We start from the raw sequence: 20,991 nt of genomic DNA on the forward strand, positions 1-20,991 counted from the left end.
GGTAGGCTGGGCCTCCGAGGAGCGCGGTCCCGCACCGGGCTCACCATCCTGCGGCCGCGGGACCGCAACGGGTCCCGGCGGGCACGGGGACCCGGGGACTCCGGAACAGGCACGATCCCGGAACGCACAGCAGCGAAGGACACACCGCGTCCATGACCACCGACAAGACCACGAGCTGGGCCTATTGCGAGGCCTACGCCACGGAGGACGAGACCGCCCTGCGCGCCCGCGAGCGCTCCCTCGCCCTGCGGCTGGACCCCGTGACGCCGGCCACCGCCGCGCTGCTGACCGTCCTGGCGTCCTCGGCGCGGCCTGCGACCGTGGTGGAAGTGGGCACCGGCGCGGGCGTCTCCGGGCTGGCCCTGCTGCGGGGCATGCCCGCGGACTCCGTGCTGACCACCATCGACACCGACATCCGCGCCCTGCGTGCCGCCCGGGACACCTTCCGGGAGGCGGGTTTCGAGACCAAGCGCACGCGCACCATCTCGGGCGCGGCCACCCTCGTGCTGCCGCGTCTCACGGAGAACGCGTACGACATGGTGTTCGTCGACGCCGATGTGGCGAACACGGCGGACTACGTGATCGAGGGCGCGCGACTGTTGCGCCGTGGTGGGATGCTCGTGGTCAACGACGCCCTGCACCGGGACCTGGTCCCCCTGCCCGCGCAGCGCCAGGAGGAGACCGTGATCATGCGCGAAGTGGTGCGCACGCTGCGGGACGAGCCCCGGCTCACCACCGCGGTGCTCCCCACGGGCACGGGCATGCTGCTCGCCGTGCGCCGATGAACCGGGCGGTGGACCGGGGCCTGCCCGGGGACCTGCTCCTGGTGGCTCTCGGGGGTGCCGCGGGCAGCCTGCTGCGGTGGGCCGTGGCACACGTGCTCCCCGGCGCAGGTGTGTGGCACTGGCCCACGTTCGCCGTCAACGTCACGGGTGCCCTGCTGCTCGGCGTCCTGCTGGAGGCCCTGACCCGGCCCGGCACCGAGGGCCGGGCGGCCCACACCGCCCGCCTGCTCCTGGGCACCGGCGTGCTCGGTGGCTTCACCACGTACTCCACGTTCGCGGGTGAGCTGTGGGAGCAGGTCCGGGCCGGCGCCACGGGTGTCGCCCTCGGCTACGCCGGGCTCATGCTCGTCTCCGGTCTGCTCGCGGCCGCGGCGGGAGTGCTCGTGGGCTCCCGGCTGCGCCGCCGTGGTCCGGGCGCTCCCGAGGATCCGCGGCAGGGCACCCCGGGGCCCGCGCAGTGATCGCCGCTCTCGCCGTGGCCCTGGGAGGTGCGGTGGGCGCCGCACTGCGCCTGCTCACGGACCGCGTCGTCAGCTCCCGTCAGGAGCGTCCCTTCCCCCTGGCCACGGTGCTCGTCAACGTCACGGGATCGTTCGTGCTGGGTCTGGTGAGCGGGCTGAGCCTGCTCCTGGGGCCCGTGTGGACCGTGGCCCTGGGAACGGGTCTGTGCGGCGGTTTCACCACGTTCTCCACCGCGATGGTCGACGCCGTGCGGCTCGCCCGCAATCGCCGGGCCGGTGCCGTCGTGGCCGCAGTCCTCGGCACGGTCCTGTGGAGCCTCCTGGCCGCGGCCGCGGGGACGACTCTCGGCGCCCACTGGGCGTCCTGACCCGTGTGATCCCCCAGGGGGCGCCGCGTGCCGGGGAGCATGCCCGCGCCCTGTGCCCGGGACAACCCCCGCGCCATGACCCCGCGCCGGCTCTGCAACGGCCCTGCAACGCGCGAGAGCCCCTCACCGCGGTGAGGGGCTCTCGCGCCGTGGTGACCGGACCGGGGACGCTACTGGGTCACTCCGGCCAGGCACTCGCGCAGCTCGGAGGCCTCGTCCGCCTTGAGCTCGACCACCAGGCGTCCGCCGCCTTCCAGGGGGACCCGCATGATCAGGCTGCGTCCTTCTTTGGTGACCTCCATGGGTCCGTCACCCGTTCTCGGCTTCATGGCCGCCATTTATGAGCTCCTCTTCGTGGATGTCGACGCCCACCATCTTATCGAACGCGGACCCGTCGCCGTGACGCCGCCCACGGTGCCTCGTCCCGGCTCCCCCGCGCGCGGGCCCGCTCACGGCTGCCCGGGTCCCCCGGCGGGGGTCACGGCGGGTAATCCCCTCCGCCGGGCAGCTGCTTCCAGTGCCACAGCCAGCCCACCCACACGAGCTGCAGGACGGCACCGGTGAGCACCAGCAGCACCCGGTACGCCCGTGAATCGCTCACCCGCACGAGCGCGGCGGCCAGGGGTGCCCACGGCAGGAGCAGCCGGAACGTGGAGGTCTGGGGGTTGAGCACGAGCAGCAGGTAGCACCCGTAGGCGGCGAGCCACACGCGCACGAAGAACGGCAGCGCCTCCCGCACCGGGCGGGCGCGCAGCACGAGCACGACCACCACCACGAGCACCACGGGGGCCACGAGCCCGCCCACCGGTCCGAACAGGGCGGTGGCCTGGTGGAACCACGGCAGCACGGGGACCACGCTCGAGCTGCCCCGCCACACGGCCTCGGTCCGCGTGTAGGCCCCGGGGTCCCCCGTGACGGCCCACGCGATCGCCGGCCACGCCAGCGCGGCGGCGCACGCGAGCAGCGCCACCGCGAGCCAGCGGTCCAGGCAGCGGTACCAGGGCCGACGCCGCGCGCGCACGTCCCGCACCGCGCACCACAGCCACCACACCCCCAGGGCGGCCCCGAGCGCCACACCGGTGGGACGGGTGAGGGCCTGCAGGACGACGAACACCGCGGCCCACACCGGCCGCTCCCGCACCACGCACAGGATCGCGCTGAGCAGCAGCAGCAGGCTGAGGGCCTCGGCGTAGGGGGTCTGCAGGACGGGCGCCACGGGGTTGAACGCGAACACGGCCACGGTCCACAGTGCCGGGACGGACGCGCCCGCGGGCGTCCGGGGTGCCGCCATGACGGGGACGGTGCACGTCAACCGGTAGAGCACCAGTGCCGCCCCGCACCCCGCGAGCAGGGACACCGTGGCGGCAGTGCCCGCCCACCCGGTCCCCGTGGCCTCCGCGATGCCGCGCACGAGCATGGGGAACACCGGGTAGAACGCCCACGGGTTCTCCTGCACGGTGCCCAGCGAGTCCGTGGGCAGCTGGGACGGGTAGCCCTCCCGGAAGATGGTGCGGTACCAGTCCGAGTCCCACGTGGCGGTGAAATCCAGGTACCGCAGCGGCCCGCTCCCCCACGGCCCGGGACCCTGGTGCGCGCCCACCACGGAGAACACACCCCAGCCCCAGAGCCGGGAGAGCCCGTAGACCGCGAGCACCGCGAGCCACCAGGGGGCACGTGACCACAGGCCCACCACCCGTTCCCGGGTCCGCGTTCCCGGCGTGGACGTCACCGCCGGGCGCCGGAGCGACCCGGTGGAGGACGCCGCGGACGTGCTGCCGGCGGCGTCGTCACGGGGGCCGGGGTCACCGGGAAGGTCGGCGGCGTCGTTGGCAGCGGCGGCGTCGTGGCGGACGCTCGAGCTCATGCCTCGGAACCGGGGGTGGGCTCTCCGGGGATCTCATGGGCGTCGGGCGCGGCTGCCTGCCCGTCCTGCGCGCCGGGCGCCCCGGCCCGCGGGCTCCCGGGGCCGGGGACGGCGGCGTCGACCCGCGCGGGCGCCTGCATGCCGGGGTCCTCGGCGTGGACGGAGGCGAGGATCTCCACGACCTCGGCGGCGGTGTCCACGACGCGCAGCAGGTCGAGGTCCGCCTCTGCCACCTTGCCCCCGGCCACGAGCGTGCCCGTGATCCAGTCCCGCAGCGGCCCCCAGTACTCGGTGCCCACGAGGATCACCGGGAAGCGGGTGATCTTGCCGGTCTGCACCAGGGTCAGCGCCTCGAAGAGCTCGTCCAGGGTGCCGAAACCGCCCGGCAGGGCCACGAAGCCCTGGCTGTACTTCACGAACATGGTCTTGCGCGCGAAGAAGTACCGGAAGTTGATGCCCAGGTCCACCCAGTGGTTCAGGTGCTGCTCGTGGGGCAGTTCGATCCCGATGCCCACGGAGTGGGCGCCCACGTCCACCGCACCCCTGTTCGCGGCCTCCATGACGCCCGGGCCGCCGCCGGTCACCACCGCGTAGCCGGCCTGGCCGATGGCCCGGCCCAGCTCACGGCCGAGCTCGTACTCCGGGTGCCCCGGTGCGGTGCGGGCCGAGCCGAAAACGGTGATGGCGGGGCCCAGGTTGGCGAGCGCGTCGAAGCCCTCCACGAACTCCGCCTGGATGCGCAGCACGCGCCAGGGGTCCGTGCGGGTGAAGTCGTCCGGTTCCGCGGGGCGCTGGTCCAGGAACCGCTGGTCCGAGGTGCGGCGCTCCAGCTGCCGGCGGCGCAGCACCACCGGGCCCTTGTGTCGCTCCGCGGGGACGGTGGGCTCGGGGGCGTTCTCGTTGTTCTGCATGGTGCCAGGCTACGGCCCCGCTCAGGACAGCCACTGGGAGAGGGCGCGGTGGCACGCGCGGACGGCGTCGTCGAACACGTGCTCGTCGTCCGTGTGCGCGAGCAGCGCGTCCCCGGGACCGAAGTTCACGGCGGGGACCCCCGCCTGGGAGAACCGGGCCACGTCCGTCCACCCGTACTTGGGCATGGGCTGCTGCCCCACCGCGGCCACGAACTGCGCCGCGGCCGGGCGGTCCAACCCCGGCCGGGCGGCCGCGGAGAGGTCCTGCCACTCGATCGCGTGCTCCGGGAACGTCTCCCGGACGTGCTGCTGGGCCTGCTCCAGGCTCTTGTCCGGGGCGAAGCGGTAGTTGACGTCCACCCACGCGGTGTCCGGGATCACGTTGCCGGCCACTCCCCCGCCGATCCTGATGGCGTTGAGACCCTCGCGGTAGTCCAGCCCCTCCACGGTCACGGTCCTCGGCTCGTAGCGCGCCAGGGTGGCGAGCACCTCCGCCTGCTTGTGGATCGCGTTGTCCCCGATCCACGAGCGTCCGGAGTGGGACGCCTTGCCGTGGGTGGTGATGCGGAAGCGCATCGTGCCGTTGCAGCCGCCCTCCACCGTGCCGTTGGTGGGTTCCAGCAGCACCGCGAAGTCCGCCTCGAGCAGCTCGGGGCTGTTGCGCATCACGCGTCCCAGCCCGCTGGCGTCGCTGGCGACCTCCTCGTGGTCGTAGAACACGTACGTCACGTCCCGGGTGGGCTCGCGCAGCTGCTGGGCGAGCACGAGCTGGACCGCCACCCCGCCCTTCATGTCCGTGGTGCCGCGGCCGTAGATCACGTCCCGGTCCCCCTCACGACGCCGCACGGCCGGCACCGCGCCCAGCGAGCCGTCCACGGTGGGCAGGGGCACGGTGTCCAGGTGCCCGGCGAGCACCACGCGCTCGCGCCGGCCCAGCTCGGTGCGGGCCACCACGGTGTCCCCGTCACGGTGCACGCTCAGGTGCGGGAGCCGCCGCAGGGCCGCCTCTACGGCGTCGGCGAGCGGTGTCTCGTGGTCCGAGACGGACTCCACGTCCACGAGCGCGGCCGTGAGGTCCGCGGGGTCCATGGTGAGGTCGAGTGCGGGGGTCTGCTGATCGGCTGCCATGGCGGCCAGCTTAGTCACCGGGGCCGCGAGGCGGCCCGCGCCCTCCCCCGGGCCTCGAGCGTCGCCGCCTAGGATGGAGCCATGACTTCAACGAGTGAGAGCACCGAGAACTCCCGCACCGCCTCCGCCGTGGGCCTGGCCACCGTGGTGGACGCCGGTGAGCGGGCGGGCACCGTGCTGGACGTCTTCTACCCGGCACCCGCGCTCAGCGCCAACCCGGACACGAGCTACGAGGCGGACCTGCGCGTGGCGGCCACCACGGACCCGGACCGCAACGTGCGCTCGGAGATCGTGACCAGCGTGATCGACCTGGACGAGGCGCCCCGGGACACGGCGGACGCCTACCTGCGCCTGCACCTGCTCTCGCACCGCCTCGTGCGGCCGAACACCGTCAACCTGGACGGCATCTTCGGGCTGCTCGCCAACGTCGCGTGGACCAGCCGCGGACCGGTGCTCGCGGAGGAGCTCACGCGCTCGCTGCTGGCCCTGCGCGCGGGCGGTCCCGTCACGGTGTTCGGGGTGGACAAGTTCCCCCGCATGGTGGACTACGTGGTGCCCGCCGGCGTGCGCATCGGCGACGCGGACCGAGTGCGCCTGGGTGCGTACCTCGGTGAGGGGACCACCGTGATGCACGAGGGCTTCGTGAACTTCAACGCGGGCACGCTCGGCGCGGCCATGGTCGAGGGCCGGATCTCCGCGGGCGTGGTGGTCCACGACCACACGGACGTGGGCGGCGGCGCCTCCATCATGGGCACCCTCTCCGGTGGCGGGAAGCAGCGCATCACCCTGGGCGAGCGCTGCCTGCTCGGCGCCAACGCGGGCGTGGGCATCTCCCTGGGCGACGACTGCGTGGTCGAGGCCGGTCTCTACGTCACCGCGGGCACCCGGGTGTCCCTGCTCGACGCCGCCGCGGAGCCCCGCGTGGTCAAGGCCTCCGACCTCTCGGGCGTCTCCAACCTGCTGTTCCGCCGCAACTCCACCACCGGTGCCGTGGAGGCGCTGCCCCGCAGCGGCGGCTCCGTGGAGCTGAACTCGGCGCTGCACGCGAACTGACGCGCACTGGGTGTGGCCGTCCCGTCCGAGCGGCGGGGCGGCCACACGTGTTTCCGGGTGCACTGGATAGGGTGGAGCACATGAAGATTCTCGTCACCGGGGGAACCGGCTACATCGGCTCGCACACCGTCCTGGCCCTGCTGGAGGCCGGCCACGACGTGGTGGTGCTGGACAACCTCTCCAACTCCTCCCCCGCGTCCCTGGACCGCGTGGCCGAACTGGCCGGCCGGGACGTCGCCGCGTTCGAACAGGTGGACCTGCTGGACCGTCCGGGACTGGACACCGTGTTCCGCGACCACCGCCCGGACGCCGTGATCCACTTCGCGGGGCTCAAGGCCGTGGGCGAGTCCGCGCAGAAGCCCCTGTGGTACTACACCAACAACGTCAGCGGCACCGTGAACCTGCTGTGGGCCATGGAGGAGAACGACTGCCGCACCATCGTGTTCTCGTCCTCCGCCACGGTGTACGGCGCCCCGGAGACCATGCCGCTCACGGAGAAGCTGTCCATGGACGCGCAGAACCCCTACGGGCGCACCAAGGAGCACATCGAGGACATGCTCTCGGACCTCGCGGCCTCCGACGAGCGCTGGTCCGTGGCGCTGCTGCGCTACTTCAACCCGGTGGGTGCGCACGAGTCCGGTCGAATCGGGGAGGACCCCTCGGGCATCCCCAACAACCTCATGCCGTTCGTGGCGCAGGTGGCCGTGGGCCGGCGCGAGAAGCTCATGGTCTTCGGCGACGACTACCCCACCCCGGACGGCACCGGCGTGCGCGACTACATCCACGTGGTGGACCTCGCGGACGGGCACCTGAGGGCCCTGGACCGGATCTCGCAGGACCCGGGCGTGCACGTGTGGAACCTCGGCACGGGCCGCGGCTACTCCGTCCTGGAGGTGCGCGCGGCGTTCGAGAAGGCCTCCGGCCGCGAGATCCCCTACGAGGTGGCCCCCCGCCGCCCCGGCGACGCCGCCGTGTCCTACGCGGATCCCGCCTCGGCCCTCGCGGAGCTGGGCTGGTCCGCGGACCGCGACATCGACACCATGTGCCGCGACCACTGGAACTGGCAGAAGAACAACCCCAACGGCTACGAGGGCTGAGGGCCTTCCGGTCCCGGGCCCGACGCCGTCTGTGCGCCGGTCCCGGGACCGCGAGGCCGGGACGAGCACCGGCGCCCCTGCGCGCCTCGTGACCGCCACCGGCCCGACGCCGCAAGAGGCCCCGCGAGAACGCCGCCCCGGTCACCGAGAAGGTGACCGGGGCGGCGTCGTCGTACGGGGGCCGTGGTGTCAGCTGGCCGTGGGGTAGTGGCGCTCGCCCTCGCCCACGTAGAGCTGGCGGGGACGGCCGATCTTGGTCTCGGGATCCTCGATCATCTCGCGCCACTGGGCGATCCAGCCCGGCAGGCGCCCGATCGCGAAGAGCACCGTGAACATCTTCTCCGGGAAGCCCATGGCCTTGTAGATCAGGCCCGTGTAGAAGTCCACGTTCGGGTAGAGCTTGCGCTCCACGAAGTAGTCGTCCGCGAGCGCCTTCTCCTCCAGGCCGATGGCCAGGTCCAGCAGCTCGTTGTTGCCGCCCATCTTGGCCAGGACGTCGTGCGCGTAGCCCTTGATGATGCGGGCGCGGGGGTCGTAGTTCTTGTAGACGCGGTGCCCGAAGCCCATGAGGCGGACACCGTCCTCCTTGTTCTTGACCTTCTCCATGAACTCGTCCGCGGAGAGCCCGCGGTTCTGGATCTGGTCCAGCATGGCCAGCACGGCCTCGTTGGCGCCGCCGTGCAGCGGGCCGTAGAGGGCGTTGATGCCCGCGGACACGGACGCGAACATGTTGGCGTGGGAGGAGCCCACCAGGCGCACGGTGGAGGTGGAGCAGTTCTGCTCGTGGTCCGCGTGCAGCATGAACAGGATGTCCAGGGTCTTGGCGACCACCGGGTCCACCTCGTAGTCCGCGGCCGGCACGCCGAAGCACATGCGCAGGAAGTTCTCCGCGTAGTTGAGGTCGTTGTGGGGGTAGAGCATGGGCTCACCCACGGACTTCTTGTACGCGTACGCGGCCAGGGTGGGGACCTTGGCGAGCAGGCGGATGGTGGAGATCTCCACGTGCTCCTTGTTGAAGGGGTCCAGCGAGTCCGAGTAGAACGTGGACAGCGCGGAGACCGCCGAGGACAGCACGGGCATGGGGTGCGCGGAACGGGGGAAGCCGTTGAAGAACAGCTTGATGTCCTCGTGCACCATGGTGTGGGTGGTGATCCGCTCCTGGAAGTCCTCGTACTGCTCACGAGTGGGCAGCTCGCCGTAGATCAGCAGGTAGGCGGTCTCCAGGAAGTTGGAGTGCTCCGCGAGCTCCTCGATGGGGTACCCGCGGTAGCGCAGGATGCCCTCGGCGCCGTCGATGTAGGTGACCGAGGAGTGGGTGTTCGCGGTGTTCACGAACCCGGGATCGAAGCTGACGTTGCCGGTCTCCTTGAGCAGGGAGCCGATGCCGTAGCCCTTGTTGCCCTCGGTGACTTCCAGCACGGGAAGCTCCAGGGACTTGCCCTCGTCGTAGTTCAGTTCCACCTTGCCGGTGTTCTTCTTGGCCTCTGCCATGGTGAGTCCTCACGATTCGCTGGTGTGTTCCACGTTCGGTCCGCGCTGCGGGCCGTCACGTCGTCGTGGCGGCGGGAGCGCATGCGTGCCGGGCGGAAGCACGGTGTGATCCCCACCAACCTACTCGGTAGTGCGAGCGTGATTCCACTTGCCCCCGGCCCGCGGGGTGGTGCTATCCGGCCTCGGCGAGCCGCTGCACGGCCGCGGCCATGCGCTCGTCCGTGGCGGTCAGGGAGAGCCGCACGTGCCCGTGGCCGGCCTCCCCGTAGAAGGTCCCGGGCCCCACCACGATGCCCAGCCGGGCGAAGCGCTCCACGGTGGTCCAGGTGTCCTCCCCCGTGGATCCCCACAGGTACAGACCGGCCTCGGAGTCCTCGATCCGCAGCCCGAAGGCCTCCACCGCGAGCTTCAGCGCGGCGCGGCGGTCCCGGTAGAGGCTCTTCTGGGCGGCCACGTGCGCGGTGTCCCCCAGGGCCGCGCGCATGGCCTCCTGCACGGGATACGCCACGATCATCCCCGCGTGCTTGCGGGAGTTGACCAGCGAGGGCATCAGCTCGGGGTCACCGGCCAGGAACGCCGCACGGTAGCCGGCCAGGTTCGACTGCTTGGACAGGGAATACGCGCTGAGCAGCAGGGACATGTCCCCGCCACTGACGCGGGGGTCCAGGACGGAGGGCACGGGCTCCCCGCCCTCGGCAGGATCCCACCGCCCCCAGCCGAGTTCGGCGTAGCACTCGTCCGAAACGACCACGGCCCCCTGGGAGCGCGCCTGCTCCACGAGCGTGCGCAGCGACGCCGCGTCCCGCACGGTGCCCGTGGGATTGCCCGGGGAGTTGACCCACACCATGCGCACGCGCTCGCGCACGGCGGGCTCCAGCTCATCGAGGGAGTCGACGGCCACGGACTCGGCACCCGCCAGCCGCGCACCGATGTCATAGGTGGGGTACGCCACCACGGGTCGCACCACCACGTCACCGGGACCGAGACCCAGCAGCAGCGGCAGCCAGGCCACGAGCTCTTTGGAGCCCACGGTGGGCATCACGGCGTCCGGGTCCAGTCCGGGGACCCCGCGGCGTTCGGCGTACCACGCGGCCACGGCCTCCCGCAGCGCGGCGGTGCCGTGCGTGGTGGGGTAGCCGGGAGCGTCCGCGGCAGCCGCCAGCGCGTCCTGGATCACGAGCGGTGTGGGATCCACGGGCGTGCCGATGGACAGGTCCACCACGCCGTCCGGGTGCTCCCCGGCCATGGCCCGGTACGGGGCCAGTGCGTTCCACGGGTAGTCGGGCAGGTCCAGCCCGAACCCCCCGCGCTCGGCCACCGGCTCAGCCCTGGTTCTGCGGGGGGAGGTCCGCGATCAGGGGGTGGTCCTTGTGGGTGTTGCCGAGCTTCGCGGCCCCGCCCGGGGACCCGAGGTCGTCGAAGAACTCCACGTTGGCCTTGTAGTAGTCGGCCCACTCGTCCGGGGTGTCGTCCTCGTAGTAGATGGCCTCCACGGGGCACACCGGCTCGCACGCGCCGCAGTCCACGCATTCGTCCGGGTGGATGTAGAGGGAGCGCTCGCCCTCGTAGATGCAGTCCACGGGACATTCCTCAACGCATGCCTTGTCCTTGACGTCCACGCAGGGCTGAGCAATCACGTAAGTCACGGGTGTCGAACCTTTCGTCCAGTTCAGAAGTCTCTGATCATTCTAACGGCGGGCATCCGAGGCTATCGCGCGCGCCGGCGCACCAGCCAACGGCCCGTCACAATCACCGCGGCCATGACGGCCACGAAGATCACCACGAACCACAGGATCCCCACCACGCCGATCGGCGCGCTCCAGGACGTGGCCACGAGCGCCGAGCCCTGCCGCAGGTACGCCGCGGCCCATGCGATCGCGTAGCCCATCAGCCCGGGCACGGCGGCGGCCCACACGCGCCGTGTGGAGGTCCCGCACCACACCCCCGCGCTCAGCAGCAGCAGCCCGGAGAACACGAGTCCCCACGGCAGCCACCAGCCGTCCCCGTACCAGATGTTCCCGTGCATCGCCGTGGCCACCGCGCCCACGAGCACGCCGGTGAGCACCGCGGTCAGGGCCGACGACGCCGTTCCCGGCCGTTCGTCCGCGTCCCCCATGGCCACGGGGTCACCGGGTGCCGCGCGGGGCCCGTCCTCGGGGGCGGCGTCGGGCGGCGCGGTGCGCTGCGCGGCGGCGTCGTGCTCGGGCGACCGTGCCCGACCGGGCTCCGCCCACGGCGGGGTGCGGGGGCCGGTCCCGGACTCGTTCACCGGGACCGCCTCAGGAGCCGGAAGGTCTCCGTGGTGTTGATGCGCTGGGGCACGCCGTTGGACATCGTGTAGCTGGGGTCGGACGGATCCGCCGCGAGCACGATCTGCGTGGCGTGCGCCCCCATGGCCGCGCGCTTGACGGCCAGGTCCCCGTGGAGCGCGGCCTGCGGCCGGCGGTCCTCGGGGTCCACCTCACTCTCGATCCCCCACGTCAGGGGGACGTCCCACGGCTCGTCCGTGGCGTCCGCAGCGGTGGCGGCCAGCTCCACGGCGCGCATCGTGGCACGGTGGGTGGCCACGTGGTCGGGGTGACCGTAGCCGCCGTCGTCAGCGTAGCTGACCACGGCGTGCGGCTGCAGCGCCCGGATCGCGGCGGCCACGTGGGCCGCGGCCTCCTCGGGGGCCGCGGCGGTCAGCGCGGCCGGGGAGACGTCGGCGGCCGGGCGGGCGTACCCGTCGGGTCCCCAGCTCATGCCGGAGTCCACGTACCTGCCCGCGCCGTTGGCGAAGCCCACCGAAGGGTCCACCGCCGGGGGCTCCCCCGCGTAGAACCGGTCGGTGAGGCCCACAGCGGCCGCGGCGGCGGCGAGCTCCGCGACCCGGTACAGCCCCAGGGCGGTGCCGTCCGTGTCCGGGCACCCCGGCTGCCCCACCTCGAGGTGGCGCAACGCGGGCGGGATGACCTCGCCGCGCTCACCGTGGGTCATGGTCAGCAGCACGGTGGTGGCGCCCAGCGCACTGTAGTGGCTCGTGGCGCACGCGGTGTTGATGGCCTCGTCGTCCGGGTGGGCGTGGACGAAGAGCAGACGCGCCCGGGCGGGGTCCACGCCCTCGGGGAGCAGCGAGTCCACTGCGCCCTCGGTGGCGTGTCCCCCGCCCGGGTACTTCGGGTCGACCACGATCAGGCGCGGGCCCGCTGACGGGCGACCTTGAGCCGCTCGTTGGCGTCCAGGACCACCTTGCGGATGCGGATGGCCTCCGGGGTGACCTCCACGCACTCGTCCTCGCGCGCGAACTCGAGGCACTCCTCGAGCGTGAGCTTGCGCGGCGGGGTGAGGTTCTCGAACGTCTCCGAGGAGGCCGCACGCATGTTGGTGAGCTTCTTCTCCTTGGTGATGTTCACGTCCATGTCGTCCGCACGGGAGTTCTCGCCCACGATCATGCCCTCGTACACCTCGGAGGTGGGCTCCACGAAGAACGAGCCGCGCTCCTGCAGGTTGATCATGGCGAACGGCGTCACCACACCGGCGCGGTCCGCGACCATCGAGCCGTTGGTGCGGTACTCGATGTCCCCGGCCCAGGGTTCGTAGCCGTCCGCGTAGGAGGACGCGATGCCCGCGCCGCGGGTGTCCGTGAGGAACCTGGTGCGGAAGCCGATCAGGCCGCGGGAGGGAACCTTGAACTCCATGCGCACCCAGCCGGTGCCGTGGTTGCTCATGCCCTCCATGCGGCCCTTGCGCCCGGCCATCAGCTGCGTGACCGCACCCAGGTACTCCTCGGGGACGTCGATGGTCATGTGCTCGTAGGGCTCGTGGACCTTGCCGTCCACGGTCTTGGTGACCACCTGGGGCTTGCCCGCGGTGAGCTCGAAGCCCTCGCGGCGCATCTGCTCCACCAGGATGGCCAGCGCGAGCTCACCACGGCCCTGGACCTCCCACGCGTCCGGACGCTGGGTGGGGAGGATCTTCAGCGAGACGTTGCCGATCAGCTCCTTGTCCAGACGGTCCTTGACCTGGCGGGCCGTGACCTTGGCGCCCTTGACGCGCCCGGCCAGCGGGGAGGTGTTGATGCCGATGGTCATGGAGATCGCGGGATCGTCCACGGTGATCAGGGGCAGCGGCTCCGGGTTCTCCAGGTCCGTGAGGGTCTCACCGATGGTGATGTCCTCGATGCCCGCCACGGCCACGATCTCACCGGGGCCGGCGCTCTCCGCGGGCACGCGGTCCAGGCCCTTGGTGGCCAGCAGCTCGGAGATCCGCACGCTCTTGATGGTGCCGTCCTGGCGCGCCCAGGCCACGGTCTGGCCCTTCTTGAGGGTGCCGTTGAAGATGCGCAGCAGAGCGAGACGGCCCAGGAACGGGGAGGCGTCCAGGTTGGTCACGTGGGCCTGCAGCACGCCCTCGGGGTTGTAGGACGGCGCCGGGATGTGCTCGATGATGGTCTTGAACAGCGGCTCGAGGTCCTCGTTGTCCGGCAGCGCGCCGTTGGCGGGCTGGTCCGTGGAGGCACGCCCGGCCTTGCCGGAGGCGTAGACCACGGGGACGTCCAGCACGGCGTCCAGGTCCAGGTCCGGGTTGTCCTCGGCGATGTCCGAGGCCAGGCCCAGCAGCAGGTCCATGGTGTCGGAGACGACCTCTTCGATGCGGGCATCGGGGCGGTCCACCTTGTTGACCACCACGATCACGGGCAGCTTGGCCTCGAGGGCCTTGCGCAGCACGAAGCGGGTCTGGGGCAGCGGGCCCTCGGAGGCGTCCACCAGCAGCACCACGCCGTCCACCATGGACAGGCCGCGCTCCACCTCGCCGCCGAAGTCCGCGTGGCCCGGGGTGTCGATCACGTTGATGGTGATGGTCTCGCCGTTCGCGGCGGGGCCGTCGTAGAACACCGTGGTGTTCTTGGCGAGGATGGTGATGCCCTTCTCGCGCTCCAGGTCGCCGGAGTCCATGACCCGCTCCTCGACCTCTCCGTGGCTGGAGAACGCGTGCGTCTGCTGGAGCATGGCGTCGACGATGGTGGTCTTGCCGTGGTCAACGTGGGCCACGATGGCCACGTTGCGCAGATCGGCGCGCTGGGCGGTGGTTTCAGACATACACAGTTCTCTCTTCGCGAGTTGAGGCAGAGGGGATCGTGGTGATTCTACTCCCCTCCGTCTGCACGCCCGCGCACGCGTGATGCATCTCTCCGACGCCGCCGCCCCGCCCGCCGCACGCGCGCGCCGGTCACCACGTCGCGCCGCCCGCCGTCGCGTGGCCCTCCCGGCGCGTGGCGCCGCCCGCGGGGAGCCATGGCAGTGCCCGCGGGCGACGACGCCGCTCAGCCCAGCAGCTCGGGCCGCTCGCGCCGGCGTCCCAGCACGTGCTCGTCCACGAACGCGAGCACGGTCTCGTACCACGTGCGCGCGTTGGCGGGCTTGAGGATCCAGTGTCCCTCGTCCGGGTAGTAGAGGAAGCGGTGGCCCTCGACCCGGGTGCGCTGCTGCAGGTCCGCCCACAGCTCGATGCCCTGGGAGATCGGCACGCGGTAGTCCTTGTCCCCGTGGATCACCAGCAGCGGGACCTCGATGCGCTCCGCGAACCGGTGCGGCGAGTACGTGGCGGCCTGGGAGGGCCCCATGGCCTCGCGCCACTGCGTGTGGTCCGTGGTGGCGCCCATGGTGTCCAGGTTCCACAGGGAGGCGTGCGTGACGATGCACCGGAACCGGTCCCCCGTCTGCGTGGCCACCCAGTTGGCCATGTACCCGCCGTAGGACCCGCCCATCAGGGCCTGCCGCTCCGGGTCGATGTCCGGGCGTTCGGTGGCGGCCTCGGTCAGGGCCATGACGTCCGTGAACGGCGCCCCGCCCAGCTCCTGCTGACCGCGGTCGATCATGGCCTGGCCGTAGCCCGTGGAGATCGCCGGGTCCGGCAGCAGCACCGCGTAGCCCGCGGCCACGAACGGCCACGGGTTCCAGCGCCAGCTCCACTGGTTGTTGGAGCCCCAGGGCCCGCCGTGGACGGACACGAGCAGGGGGTGGGGTGCGGCGTCGTCGTCCGCGTGCGGCAGGGCGAGCCAGGCGCGGACGGACGTCCCGTCCTCGGCGGTCGCGGTGACCTCCTCCATGCGGCCAGGGACGGCGTCCTCGGGCACGAGTCCCGTGACGCACGTGGGCAGCACACCGGCCGAGGACTCCGCGACCGGCCAGCGCACCAGCTCGAGCGGGTGGGAGTAGCTCGCGCGCAGCCCCACGAGCTCATCCCCCGCGGGCTGCACCGCCGAGTAGGTCCAGTCCTGGCCCTCGCCGCCGGCGGCGACGTCCACCCGCGGCCGCTCACCCCGGGGGCAGCGGACCCGGAGCACGATGCCGCGGCCGCGGAAGTCGGACGTGCACACGAAGGAGTCGTCGTCCAGCCAGCGGGCGTCCTGCGCCCAGTGCTCGTCCGAGGGGACCACCTCGATCTCCTCGCCGGTGCTGAAGTCGTGCACCCACGCGGAGAGCGCCATGTTCACGCCGTCACGCCACAGCCGCTCCCGCGTGAGCAGGGCGCGGGTGCCGTCCGGGCTCACCTCACCCGCGCCCCACATGTCCTCCTCGCCGGTGTCGTGCAGCAGCAGCGCCTCCTCGCCGTTCTCGTGGGCCACGGGCAGCCGCCACAGCTGCGAGCGCTGCACGCCCTCCGGGCGCAGGGTGGCGATCTCCGCGAGGACCCACGTGCCGTCCGGGGCCACGGAGTACTCGCCCAGCCGACCCTGCGGCAGGTCCACGCGGCGCAGGGTGGCCGCGGCGTCCTCACCGGCGGCCACGGCCGCGGTGTCGAGGAACCACAGGGCGTCCTGCGCCGCCGGGAGGTCGTGGTCCCAGAACCGGAAGGGCGCGCTGTCGTAGAGCACGCCGCTCACACCCGTCTCGTCCCGGCGGTCGTGGATCTCGCGGTTGCGCTCGACCGCGTCCGGTGCGTCATGGGCCGCCGGGTAGAGACCGGAGACGAAGAACAGCCGGTCCTCCCCGAGCTGGAGGTTCGAGACCCCCTCGGGGAGGTCCAGGACCAGCCGCGCGTCACCCCGCTCGGGCAGCAGCCACAGCCGGGTGCGCTTGTCGTCCTCGCCGTCCACCGGGCGCTCCGAGGTGAAGAACACGGTGCCCGTGGCCGTGGGCCGCACCTCCTGGACACCCTGGTCCCCGCGGGTCAGCTGGGTCGGCTGCGCGTCCTCGGTGACGGCCCACGCGTGCTTGACGTAGCGCTTGCCGTCCGGGGTGAGCTCCTGGCGCAGCACCACCACGGGTCCGCTGCGGTGTGCGACCAGACCGGCAAGGCGAGGGGTGGCCACGAGGTCTTCGGGATGCGCGTAACGAGAAGTCATGTGTCGTACATTACAGTCGCCCGGCGGGCCCCTGGGCCCACGGCAGGGCCCTTCACGCGCTACGGGTCACCGTGCCGGTGGCCATGGGGTACCTGCCGCTGGGGATGGCGTTCGGGGCCCAAGCCGTGTCCCTGGGGTTCGCGCCCTGCCCGGCTCCGCTGACCGCCCTGGTGGTGTTCGCGGGAGGGCTCGTCCCCCAAGTCCTACGACGGTTTCGATTTCGCCCTCACCGGGCTCTCCGCCCTGCTGTTCGTGAGCGTCCTGGCCGCCCCCCAGCGGGTGCGGATCGTGGCGGCGGCGGTCACCGCCATCGGGGTGGGCCTGCTGCTCCCCCGCAGCCTGTTCCTGGTGGGAGCCATGCTCTGCTACGCCCTGCTGTGCATCGTCATGGTGCGACGCCGCCGCGGCACCACCGCGGAAAGCACGGCCTGAGGTGTTCGCCGCCGTCGTCGTGTGCGCCGCCGTGACCTTCGGGCCGCGATTCGTCCCCGTGCTCGTGGCGCACCGCCACCGGGATCGCGAGGACCTCCGGGAGTTCTCGGCGCTGCTTCCCGCGGGCCTCATGCTGATCCTGGTGGCGTACACCCTGCTGGACGCGGATTCCGGGATCCAGGCAGCAACCCGCCTGGTGCTGGCGGCGGTGGTCTCCGTGCTGGTCGACCTGGCCGCGCGGAACTTCCTGGTGGCGTTCGTGGCGGGCTTCGCCGCGTACTCGCTCAGCGGGCTGCTTCTCGGCTGATTACGCCACAGGTGCTTTTCCTAATGCGGTGAGGAATGCCTGAATTCACTGAAAACACCCTTGGTGGAATTAGAAAACAATGTAATACCCTAAGGCGAAACTTACTAGCGGGATATCAGAAACACCTTTAGTATCTTCTTCAGCACCTCCGATCGACGCACCACCGCCCGACCCGGACACCACTCGAACCACAGGAGAAGATCATGGCCACTCTCACCGCTGTTTCCGCCTGCACCGCCACCGGCTGCGCCTTCAACGACAACGGCTGCACCGCCCCCGCCATCACCGTGGGTGGCCAGGGCTCCGCGGCGTCCTGCACCACGTTCATCTCGCTCGACGCCCGCGGCGGGCTGCCCACCGCAAACGGCCAGGTGGGCGCGTGCCAGCGTCTCGAGTGCGCGCACAACAAGGACCTGATGTGCACCGCGTCCTCCATCGAGGTCACCGCGGACGCCGACTGCGGCAGCTACGAGGCGAAGTAGCAGCTGACCGGCCGGGCACCGCACCACACCCGCGGTGCACCGAGTTCGGAAGCACCCGGGCAGCCTGACGGAGCCGCGCCCGGGACCAACAGGGCACCGCGCCCACGTGACCCACGACGAGGACCGCGAGTCGATCGACTCGCGGTCCTCGTCGTGTCAGCGTGCCCTGCCGGGGTCGCGCGGCTCAGGCCGCGACGCGTGCGCCCAGCAGGTGCTGCAGGTTGGCGCCGAGATCCGCCGGGGCGGTCCGTTCGCCGGAGAACGGCACGAAGTAGACGCTCGTGAGCCGGGCCCCGTACCGCAGCACCGTGACGCCCGTGGCATCCACGTCCACCACGAAGTCCCTCCCCGTGGTGTGCGCGCAGCCGCCTGCGGAGGGCTTCTGCGTGAGCAGGTGAGCCGGGATCCAGCCCTGCTCCGCGGCGTCGCACACGCTTGCCAGGTCCAGGCGGTCCACGTCCATGACGGCGTCGAATCCCGCGGCCTCGACGTCCTGCGCGAGGTCGCCGGACCCCGCACCCCGGAGGTGGTGGGTCAGGATGCCGCCGTAGTCCAGCGGGGTCACGCCCGAGCCGTCGTGCAGGAGCACGCGCGGCGCGTCGAGGACCGCGAGCCTGCCGCCCGGTGCCGCTGCGACGCCCGCCAGCAGCTCCGGGACCTCCCCGGTGCCCACGAGCAGCTCGGCATCCAGGGGATCGAGCCACTCCAGGCGCGCCAGCAGGTGGGCGCTGGCCGCGACGATCCGGACGTCCGGCTCGGGGGCCACCTTGGTGATGTCCATCCGGACGTCCACGGGCTCCCCCGTGACCAGGGCGTCCTCCGGCACGATCGCGGGGTCCACGGTGGCGGCCAGCACGAGTTCACCGCGGCGGGTGAGGCCGTGCGCCACGGCGGAGAGCACCGGCTGCCCGGGCACCCGGTAGGCCACCACGCTCGCCCGTCCCGCTCCCGCCAGCATGCGGTGGGCCAGTGACACGGCCCGCTGCTCGACACGCGTCTGCGCGCCGCTCCCGGTTCGATCCACGTCCGTCCCCACTTCACCGCTCGATATCTGAAACTTAGGACAGGCTAACCTCCCCAACCCCCGAAAAGGAAGCGAAGACGGCAATTTGGTCAGATTTTCATAACCTAAATCGGCGGGCGGTGGATCCCCACCCTCGTACTGTGGGGCGTGTCACGGTGGTTTGCGATAGCATCGCCGGATGGATGCCTCGCCCCTGACCATCTCCCGCGCGCGCCACCGGACGCGCGTGCGCTTCGCCGTCCTGGCGGTCGGCACGCTGCTCGTGGCGGGGTGCTCGTCTCCCGGGGACGCCCCGGCGGCCGGGGACGGTGCGGGCAGCGCGGCGTCGTCGGCCACCCCCGCCCGGGACGCGACGGGCCAGGGTGACGGACCCGGCAAGGGTCCCGAGTGCCCCGAGGACACGTGCCTGAGCCTGGCCGTCACGGGCGACCTGCTGCTGCACGAGGGACTGTGGAGCCAGTTCGCCACGGACCCGGCCACGCACGACGGCGCGCACTTCGACTTCGCGCCCCTGCTCCAGCAGCAGCGGGCGTACCTGGACCGGGCGGACGTGGCGGTGTGCCAGGCCGAGACCCCCGTGTCGGCACCGGGCGGTCCGTACGCCGCGTACCCGGAGTTCAACGTGCCCCCGGAGATCTTCGCCGCCGCCAAGGGCGCGGGGTACGACGCCTGCACCACCGCGAGCAACCACTCCGTGGACCAGGGGGTGGAAGGGGTGAAGCGCACGCTGCACACCCTGGATGCCGCGGGGCTGCAGCACACGGGGTCCTACGCCTCGCAGAAGGACGCCGGGCAGCCCATGATCGTGGACACCCCCTCCGGCAGGCTGGCCGTGGTGACCGGGACCAACAGTCTCAACGGGAAGCCCCAGGACACCCCGTGGCGCATCGACCGGTTGCGGGACGGCACGGATCCGGACGTGGGCGAGCAGACGGCGCGCCAGGACGTGGCCCGCGCGGTCGAGCAGGCCCACGCCGCCCGGGAGCAGGGCGCGGACGTGGTGGTGGCCAACATGCACTCGATCATCGAGTACACGGACACCGCGGACGAGTACCAGCAGCGCACCGCCCACGCCCTCGCGGACTCCGGCGCGTTCGACGCCGTGTACGGCCACGGCTCCCATAGCGTGCAGCCCATCGAGAACTACCACGACACCTGGATCGTGTACGGCGTGGGCAACAACGTGACCGAGACCGCCCCTCCCGTGAACGAGAGCAACAACCAGGGCATCATGGCCCGCTTCCAGTTCGCCCGCGACGGGGACGGCCACTGGCGTGTCAGCGACCTCGCCTGGGCACCGAGCTCCAACACCCGCGGGGGAAAGTACGCGTGGTGCCCCGTGGCCTCGGACGCGCCGTCCGGGGTCTGCCGCTCGGAGGCGGAGGACCGCGCGATCCGCGAGCGCATTGCGAGAATCGTCACCACCGACTCCGCACGGGAGCACGGGCTGCACGAGTGGCGGCTGAGCGAGGACCGCACGGGCTGAGCAGACGGGGCCGAAACCCGGACATGGTTACCCCCTCGGGGGCACCGCCCGGCCCCCGGCCCGCGTCGACGCCGTCGCACTGCCTGCAACTAAGACCGGAGCGGGTGCAACAGGGTGGGATAGCGGAAGTACCTGTGCCGGTACGCAGCCACGGCGCTCACGGCGAAGACAATGGCCGTCACGTACCGGATCCAGTCACCCACCTTCTCCCCCAGGGTGGCTTCGGAAGAATACCTGCCGCTGGACATGGCGAGATCGACGGCCCCGAACACGAGGCCCGACGCGATCGAGATCACCAGGTAAACCAGCAGAAGGTTGAAGGCATTGCCCGACCAGCGCTTCACCAGGTCGGTTTTGGCAACGCGGTAGATAACACCCGTCATGATGAGGGCCACAACCCAGGAGTGGCCCAGCACGAACAGGGCGGTGATTCCCAGCAGGGCAGCCGCAGCCACGCCGGAGCCGGCCAGACGCGCGGGGAGAGCTGCTCCGACCGAACTACCAACGCGACCGGATGCCGCCGCCCGCTGAGCCTGTCGTTCCCCCGCGATCTCTGCCAGTGTGACCGCTGGTGGGTAGACAGGTTGCCGATTCTGGGGCTGATAGGGATCAACGAACGGTGGCCGTGACGAGCCCCCTCCGTGGGGATTCCCTCCCGATGGGCCCCCGCCGGTGGGACCTCCGCCATAGGGGTTGCCACCGGACGGGCCTCCACCATAGGGGTTGTTGCCCGTCCGGGTGTTGTAGGGGTTGTTGCTCATGTGATGCTTACCTC

The 20,991-nt window shown here is 71.7% G+C and carries 22 protein-coding genes; 9 read left to right on the plus strand and 13 right to left on the minus strand.

Going from position 1 to position 20,991, the window contains the following annotated elements; translation table 11 throughout:
* The first annotated feature begins 152 nt into the window (after positions 1-152).
* The 3 genes from C1C97_RS03840 to C1C97_RS03850 are packed head-to-tail and all read left to right on the plus strand — an operon-like array spanning position 153 to position 1,614.
* Entirely contained in the window at positions 153-785 is a 633-nt protein-coding gene (locus C1C97_RS03840; RefSeq protein ID WP_110920934.1) for an O-methyltransferase, read from the plus strand.
* Positions 782-1,246 (plus strand): fluoride efflux transporter FluC, encoded by a 465-nt coding sequence (locus C1C97_RS03845; protein WP_121030059.1) that lies wholly within the window; start codon positions 782-784, stop codon positions 1,244-1,246. Before C1C97_RS03840 ends, C1C97_RS03845 begins: the two co-directional genes overlap by 4 nt.
* A complete protein-coding gene (locus C1C97_RS03850) occupies positions 1,243-1,614 on the plus strand; it encodes a fluoride efflux transporter FluC (RefSeq protein ID WP_121030061.1) in 372 nt (123 codons plus the stop codon). The genes C1C97_RS03845 and C1C97_RS03850 overlap by 4 nt, the downstream gene beginning before the upstream one ends.
* A gap of 170 nt (positions 1,615-1,784) precedes the next feature.
* Here C1C97_RS03850 and C1C97_RS03855 read toward each other — a convergent pair whose 3' ends face one another.
* The 4 genes from C1C97_RS03855 to dapE form a co-directional block, all read right to left on the minus strand.
* Positions 1,785-1,952 carry a DUF3117 domain-containing protein gene (locus tag C1C97_RS03855; protein WP_110920937.1) on the minus strand — a complete coding sequence of 56 codons (168 nt, stop codon included), beginning with the start codon at positions 1,950-1,952 and terminating at the stop codon, positions 1,785-1,787.
* A 140-nt stretch (positions 1,953-2,092) separates the two neighbouring features.
* Positions 2,093-3,478, minus strand: a complete 1,386-nt coding sequence (locus C1C97_RS03860; RefSeq protein ID WP_233542707.1) for a hypothetical protein — start codon at positions 3,476-3,478, stop codon at positions 2,093-2,095.
* Positions 3,475-4,389: an LOG family protein gene (locus C1C97_RS03865; RefSeq protein ID WP_121030063.1), complete on the minus strand. Its 915-nt coding sequence runs from the start codon at positions 4,387-4,389 to the stop codon at positions 3,475-3,477. Before C1C97_RS03865 ends, C1C97_RS03860 begins: the two co-directional genes overlap by 4 nt.
* 21 nt (positions 4,390-4,410) lie before the next feature.
* Positions 4,411-5,517, minus strand: a complete 1,107-nt coding sequence (gene dapE, locus C1C97_RS03870; RefSeq protein ID WP_121030563.1) for a succinyl-diaminopimelate desuccinylase — start codon at positions 5,515-5,517, stop codon at positions 4,411-4,413.
* Between the two features lie 81 nt (positions 5,518-5,598).
* Between dapE and dapD the strand changes: the two genes are divergently transcribed.
* Both dapD and galE read left to right on the plus strand, forming a co-directional pair.
* Positions 5,599-6,570 (plus strand): 2,3,4,5-tetrahydropyridine-2,6-dicarboxylate N-succinyltransferase, encoded by a 972-nt coding sequence (gene dapD, locus C1C97_RS03875; RefSeq protein ID WP_121030065.1) that lies wholly within the window; start codon positions 5,599-5,601, stop codon positions 6,568-6,570.
* A gap of 80 nt (positions 6,571-6,650) precedes the next feature.
* Positions 6,651-7,667, plus strand: coding sequence for a UDP-glucose 4-epimerase GalE (galE, locus tag C1C97_RS03880; RefSeq protein ID WP_121030067.1), 1,017 nt, complete (start codon positions 6,651-6,653; stop codon positions 7,665-7,667).
* A 189-nt stretch (positions 7,668-7,856) separates the two neighbouring features.
* Here the strand turns inward: galE and C1C97_RS03885 are convergent, their stop codons facing one another.
* The 7 genes from C1C97_RS03885 to C1C97_RS03915 form a co-directional block, all read right to left on the minus strand.
* Positions 7,857-9,158 (minus strand): citrate synthase, encoded by a 1,302-nt coding sequence (locus tag C1C97_RS03885; protein ID WP_110919598.1) that lies wholly within the window; start codon positions 9,156-9,158, stop codon positions 7,857-7,859.
* Positions 9,159-9,330: 172 nt separating this feature from the next.
* On the minus strand, positions 9,331-10,476 hold the full coding sequence (gene dapC / locus C1C97_RS03890; protein WP_110919599.1) for a succinyldiaminopimelate transaminase: 1,146 nt from the start codon (positions 10,474-10,476) through the stop codon (positions 9,331-9,333).
* Positions 10,477-10,480: 4 nt separating this feature from the next.
* Positions 10,481-10,804, minus strand: coding sequence for a ferredoxin (gene fdxA, locus C1C97_RS03895; RefSeq protein ID WP_110919600.1), 324 nt, complete (start codon positions 10,802-10,804; stop codon positions 10,481-10,483).
* A gap of 62 nt (positions 10,805-10,866) precedes the next feature.
* A complete protein-coding gene (locus C1C97_RS03900) occupies positions 10,867-11,427 on the minus strand; it encodes a hypothetical protein (protein WP_233542708.1) in 561 nt (186 codons plus the stop codon).
* Positions 11,424-12,326 (minus strand): PIG-L family deacetylase, encoded by a 903-nt coding sequence (locus tag C1C97_RS03905; protein ID WP_121030069.1) that lies wholly within the window; start codon positions 12,324-12,326, stop codon positions 11,424-11,426. Before C1C97_RS03905 ends, C1C97_RS03900 begins: the two co-directional genes overlap by 4 nt.
* A 2-nt stretch (positions 12,327-12,328) precedes the next feature.
* Positions 12,329-14,236, minus strand: a complete 1,908-nt coding sequence (gene typA / locus C1C97_RS03910) for a translational GTPase TypA (protein ID WP_121030071.1) — start codon at positions 14,234-14,236, stop codon at positions 12,329-12,331.
* 224 nt (positions 14,237-14,460) lie between these two features.
* The gene (locus C1C97_RS03915) at positions 14,461-16,485 is read right to left on the minus strand and encodes an alpha/beta hydrolase family protein (protein ID WP_121030073.1); all 2,025 of its coding nucleotides are present in this window, start codon (positions 16,483-16,485) and stop codon (positions 14,461-14,463) included.
* A 252-nt stretch (positions 16,486-16,737) separates the two neighbouring features.
* On the opposite strand from C1C97_RS03915, the gene C1C97_RS12470 reads away from it, so the two are divergent.
* From C1C97_RS12470 to C1C97_RS03930, 3 genes are all read left to right on the plus strand, one after another.
* Positions 16,738-16,917, plus strand: coding sequence for a hypothetical protein (locus tag C1C97_RS12470; RefSeq protein ID WP_233542709.1), 180 nt, complete (start codon positions 16,738-16,740; stop codon positions 16,915-16,917).
* Position 16,918: 1 nt separating this feature from the next.
* Positions 16,919-17,224, plus strand: a complete 306-nt coding sequence (locus tag C1C97_RS03925) for an AzlD domain-containing protein (protein ID WP_121030075.1) — start codon at positions 16,919-16,921, stop codon at positions 17,222-17,224.
* 203 nt (positions 17,225-17,427) lie between these two features.
* Complete coding sequence (locus tag C1C97_RS03930) at positions 17,428-17,706, plus strand: DUF1540 domain-containing protein (protein ID WP_121030077.1); 279 nt, start codon at positions 17,428-17,430, stop codon at positions 17,704-17,706.
* Positions 17,707-17,890: 184 nt separating this feature from the next.
* Here C1C97_RS03930 and C1C97_RS03935 read toward each other — a convergent pair whose 3' ends face one another.
* Positions 17,891-18,682: a hypothetical protein gene (locus tag C1C97_RS03935; protein WP_233542710.1), complete on the minus strand. Its 792-nt coding sequence runs from the start codon at positions 18,680-18,682 to the stop codon at positions 17,891-17,893.
* Between the two features lie 226 nt (positions 18,683-18,908).
* On the opposite strand from C1C97_RS03935, the gene C1C97_RS03940 reads away from it, so the two are divergent.
* Positions 18,909-20,216: a CapA family protein gene (locus C1C97_RS03940; protein ID WP_199712166.1), complete on the plus strand. Its 1,308-nt coding sequence runs from the start codon at positions 18,909-18,911 to the stop codon at positions 20,214-20,216.
* 89 nt (positions 20,217-20,305) lie between these two features.
* Here C1C97_RS03940 and C1C97_RS03945 read toward each other — a convergent pair whose 3' ends face one another.
* Positions 20,306-20,671 (minus strand): hypothetical protein, encoded by a 366-nt coding sequence (locus C1C97_RS03945; RefSeq protein WP_121030079.1) that lies wholly within the window; start codon positions 20,669-20,671, stop codon positions 20,306-20,308.
* Between the last annotated feature and the right edge of the window lie 320 nt (positions 20,672-20,991).

This window comes from Kocuria tytonis, assembly GCF_003226895.2.
Lineage (GTDB): Bacteria > Actinomycetota > Actinomycetes > Actinomycetales > Micrococcaceae > Kocuria > Kocuria tytonis.

Coding starts and splice junctions, on each gene's coding strand:
- C1C97_RS03840 (WP_110920934.1), top strand. CDS start 153: ATGACCACCGACAAGACCACGAGCTGGGCCTATTGCGAGGCCTACGCC.
- C1C97_RS03845 (WP_121030059.1), top strand. CDS start 782: ATGAACCGGGCGGTGGACCGGGGCCTGCCCGGGGACCTGCTCCTGGTG.
- C1C97_RS03855 (WP_110920937.1), bottom strand. CDS start 1,952: ATGGCGGCCATGAAGCCGAGAACGGGTGACGGACCCATGGAGGTCACC.
- C1C97_RS03860 (WP_233542707.1), bottom strand. CDS start 3,478: ATGAGCTCGAGCGTCCGCCACGACGCCGCCGCTGCCAACGACGCCGCC.
- C1C97_RS03865 (WP_121030063.1), bottom strand. CDS start 4,389: ATGCAGAACAACGAGAACGCCCCCGAGCCCACCGTCCCCGCGGAGCGA.
- dapE (WP_121030563.1), bottom strand. CDS start 5,517: ATGGCAGCCGATCAGCAGACCCCCGCACTCGACCTCACCATGGACCCC.
- dapD (WP_121030065.1), top strand. CDS start 5,599: ATGACTTCAACGAGTGAGAGCACCGAGAACTCCCGCACCGCCTCCGCC.
- galE (WP_121030067.1), top strand. CDS start 6,651: ATGAAGATTCTCGTCACCGGGGGAACCGGCTACATCGGCTCGCACACC.
- C1C97_RS03885 (WP_110919598.1), bottom strand. CDS start 9,158: ATGGCAGAGGCCAAGAAGAACACCGGCAAGGTGGAACTGAACTACGAC.
- typA (WP_121030071.1), bottom strand. CDS start 14,236: ATGTCTGAAACCACCGCCCAGCGCGCCGATCTGCGCAACGTGGCCATC.
- C1C97_RS03915 (WP_121030073.1), bottom strand. CDS start 16,485: ATGACTTCTCGTTACGCGCATCCCGAAGACCTCGTGGCCACCCCTCGC.
- C1C97_RS03930 (WP_121030077.1), top strand. CDS start 17,428: ATGGCCACTCTCACCGCTGTTTCCGCCTGCACCGCCACCGGCTGCGCC.
- C1C97_RS03940 (WP_199712166.1), top strand. CDS start 18,909: ATGGATGCCTCGCCCCTGACCATCTCCCGCGCGCGCCACCGGACGCGC.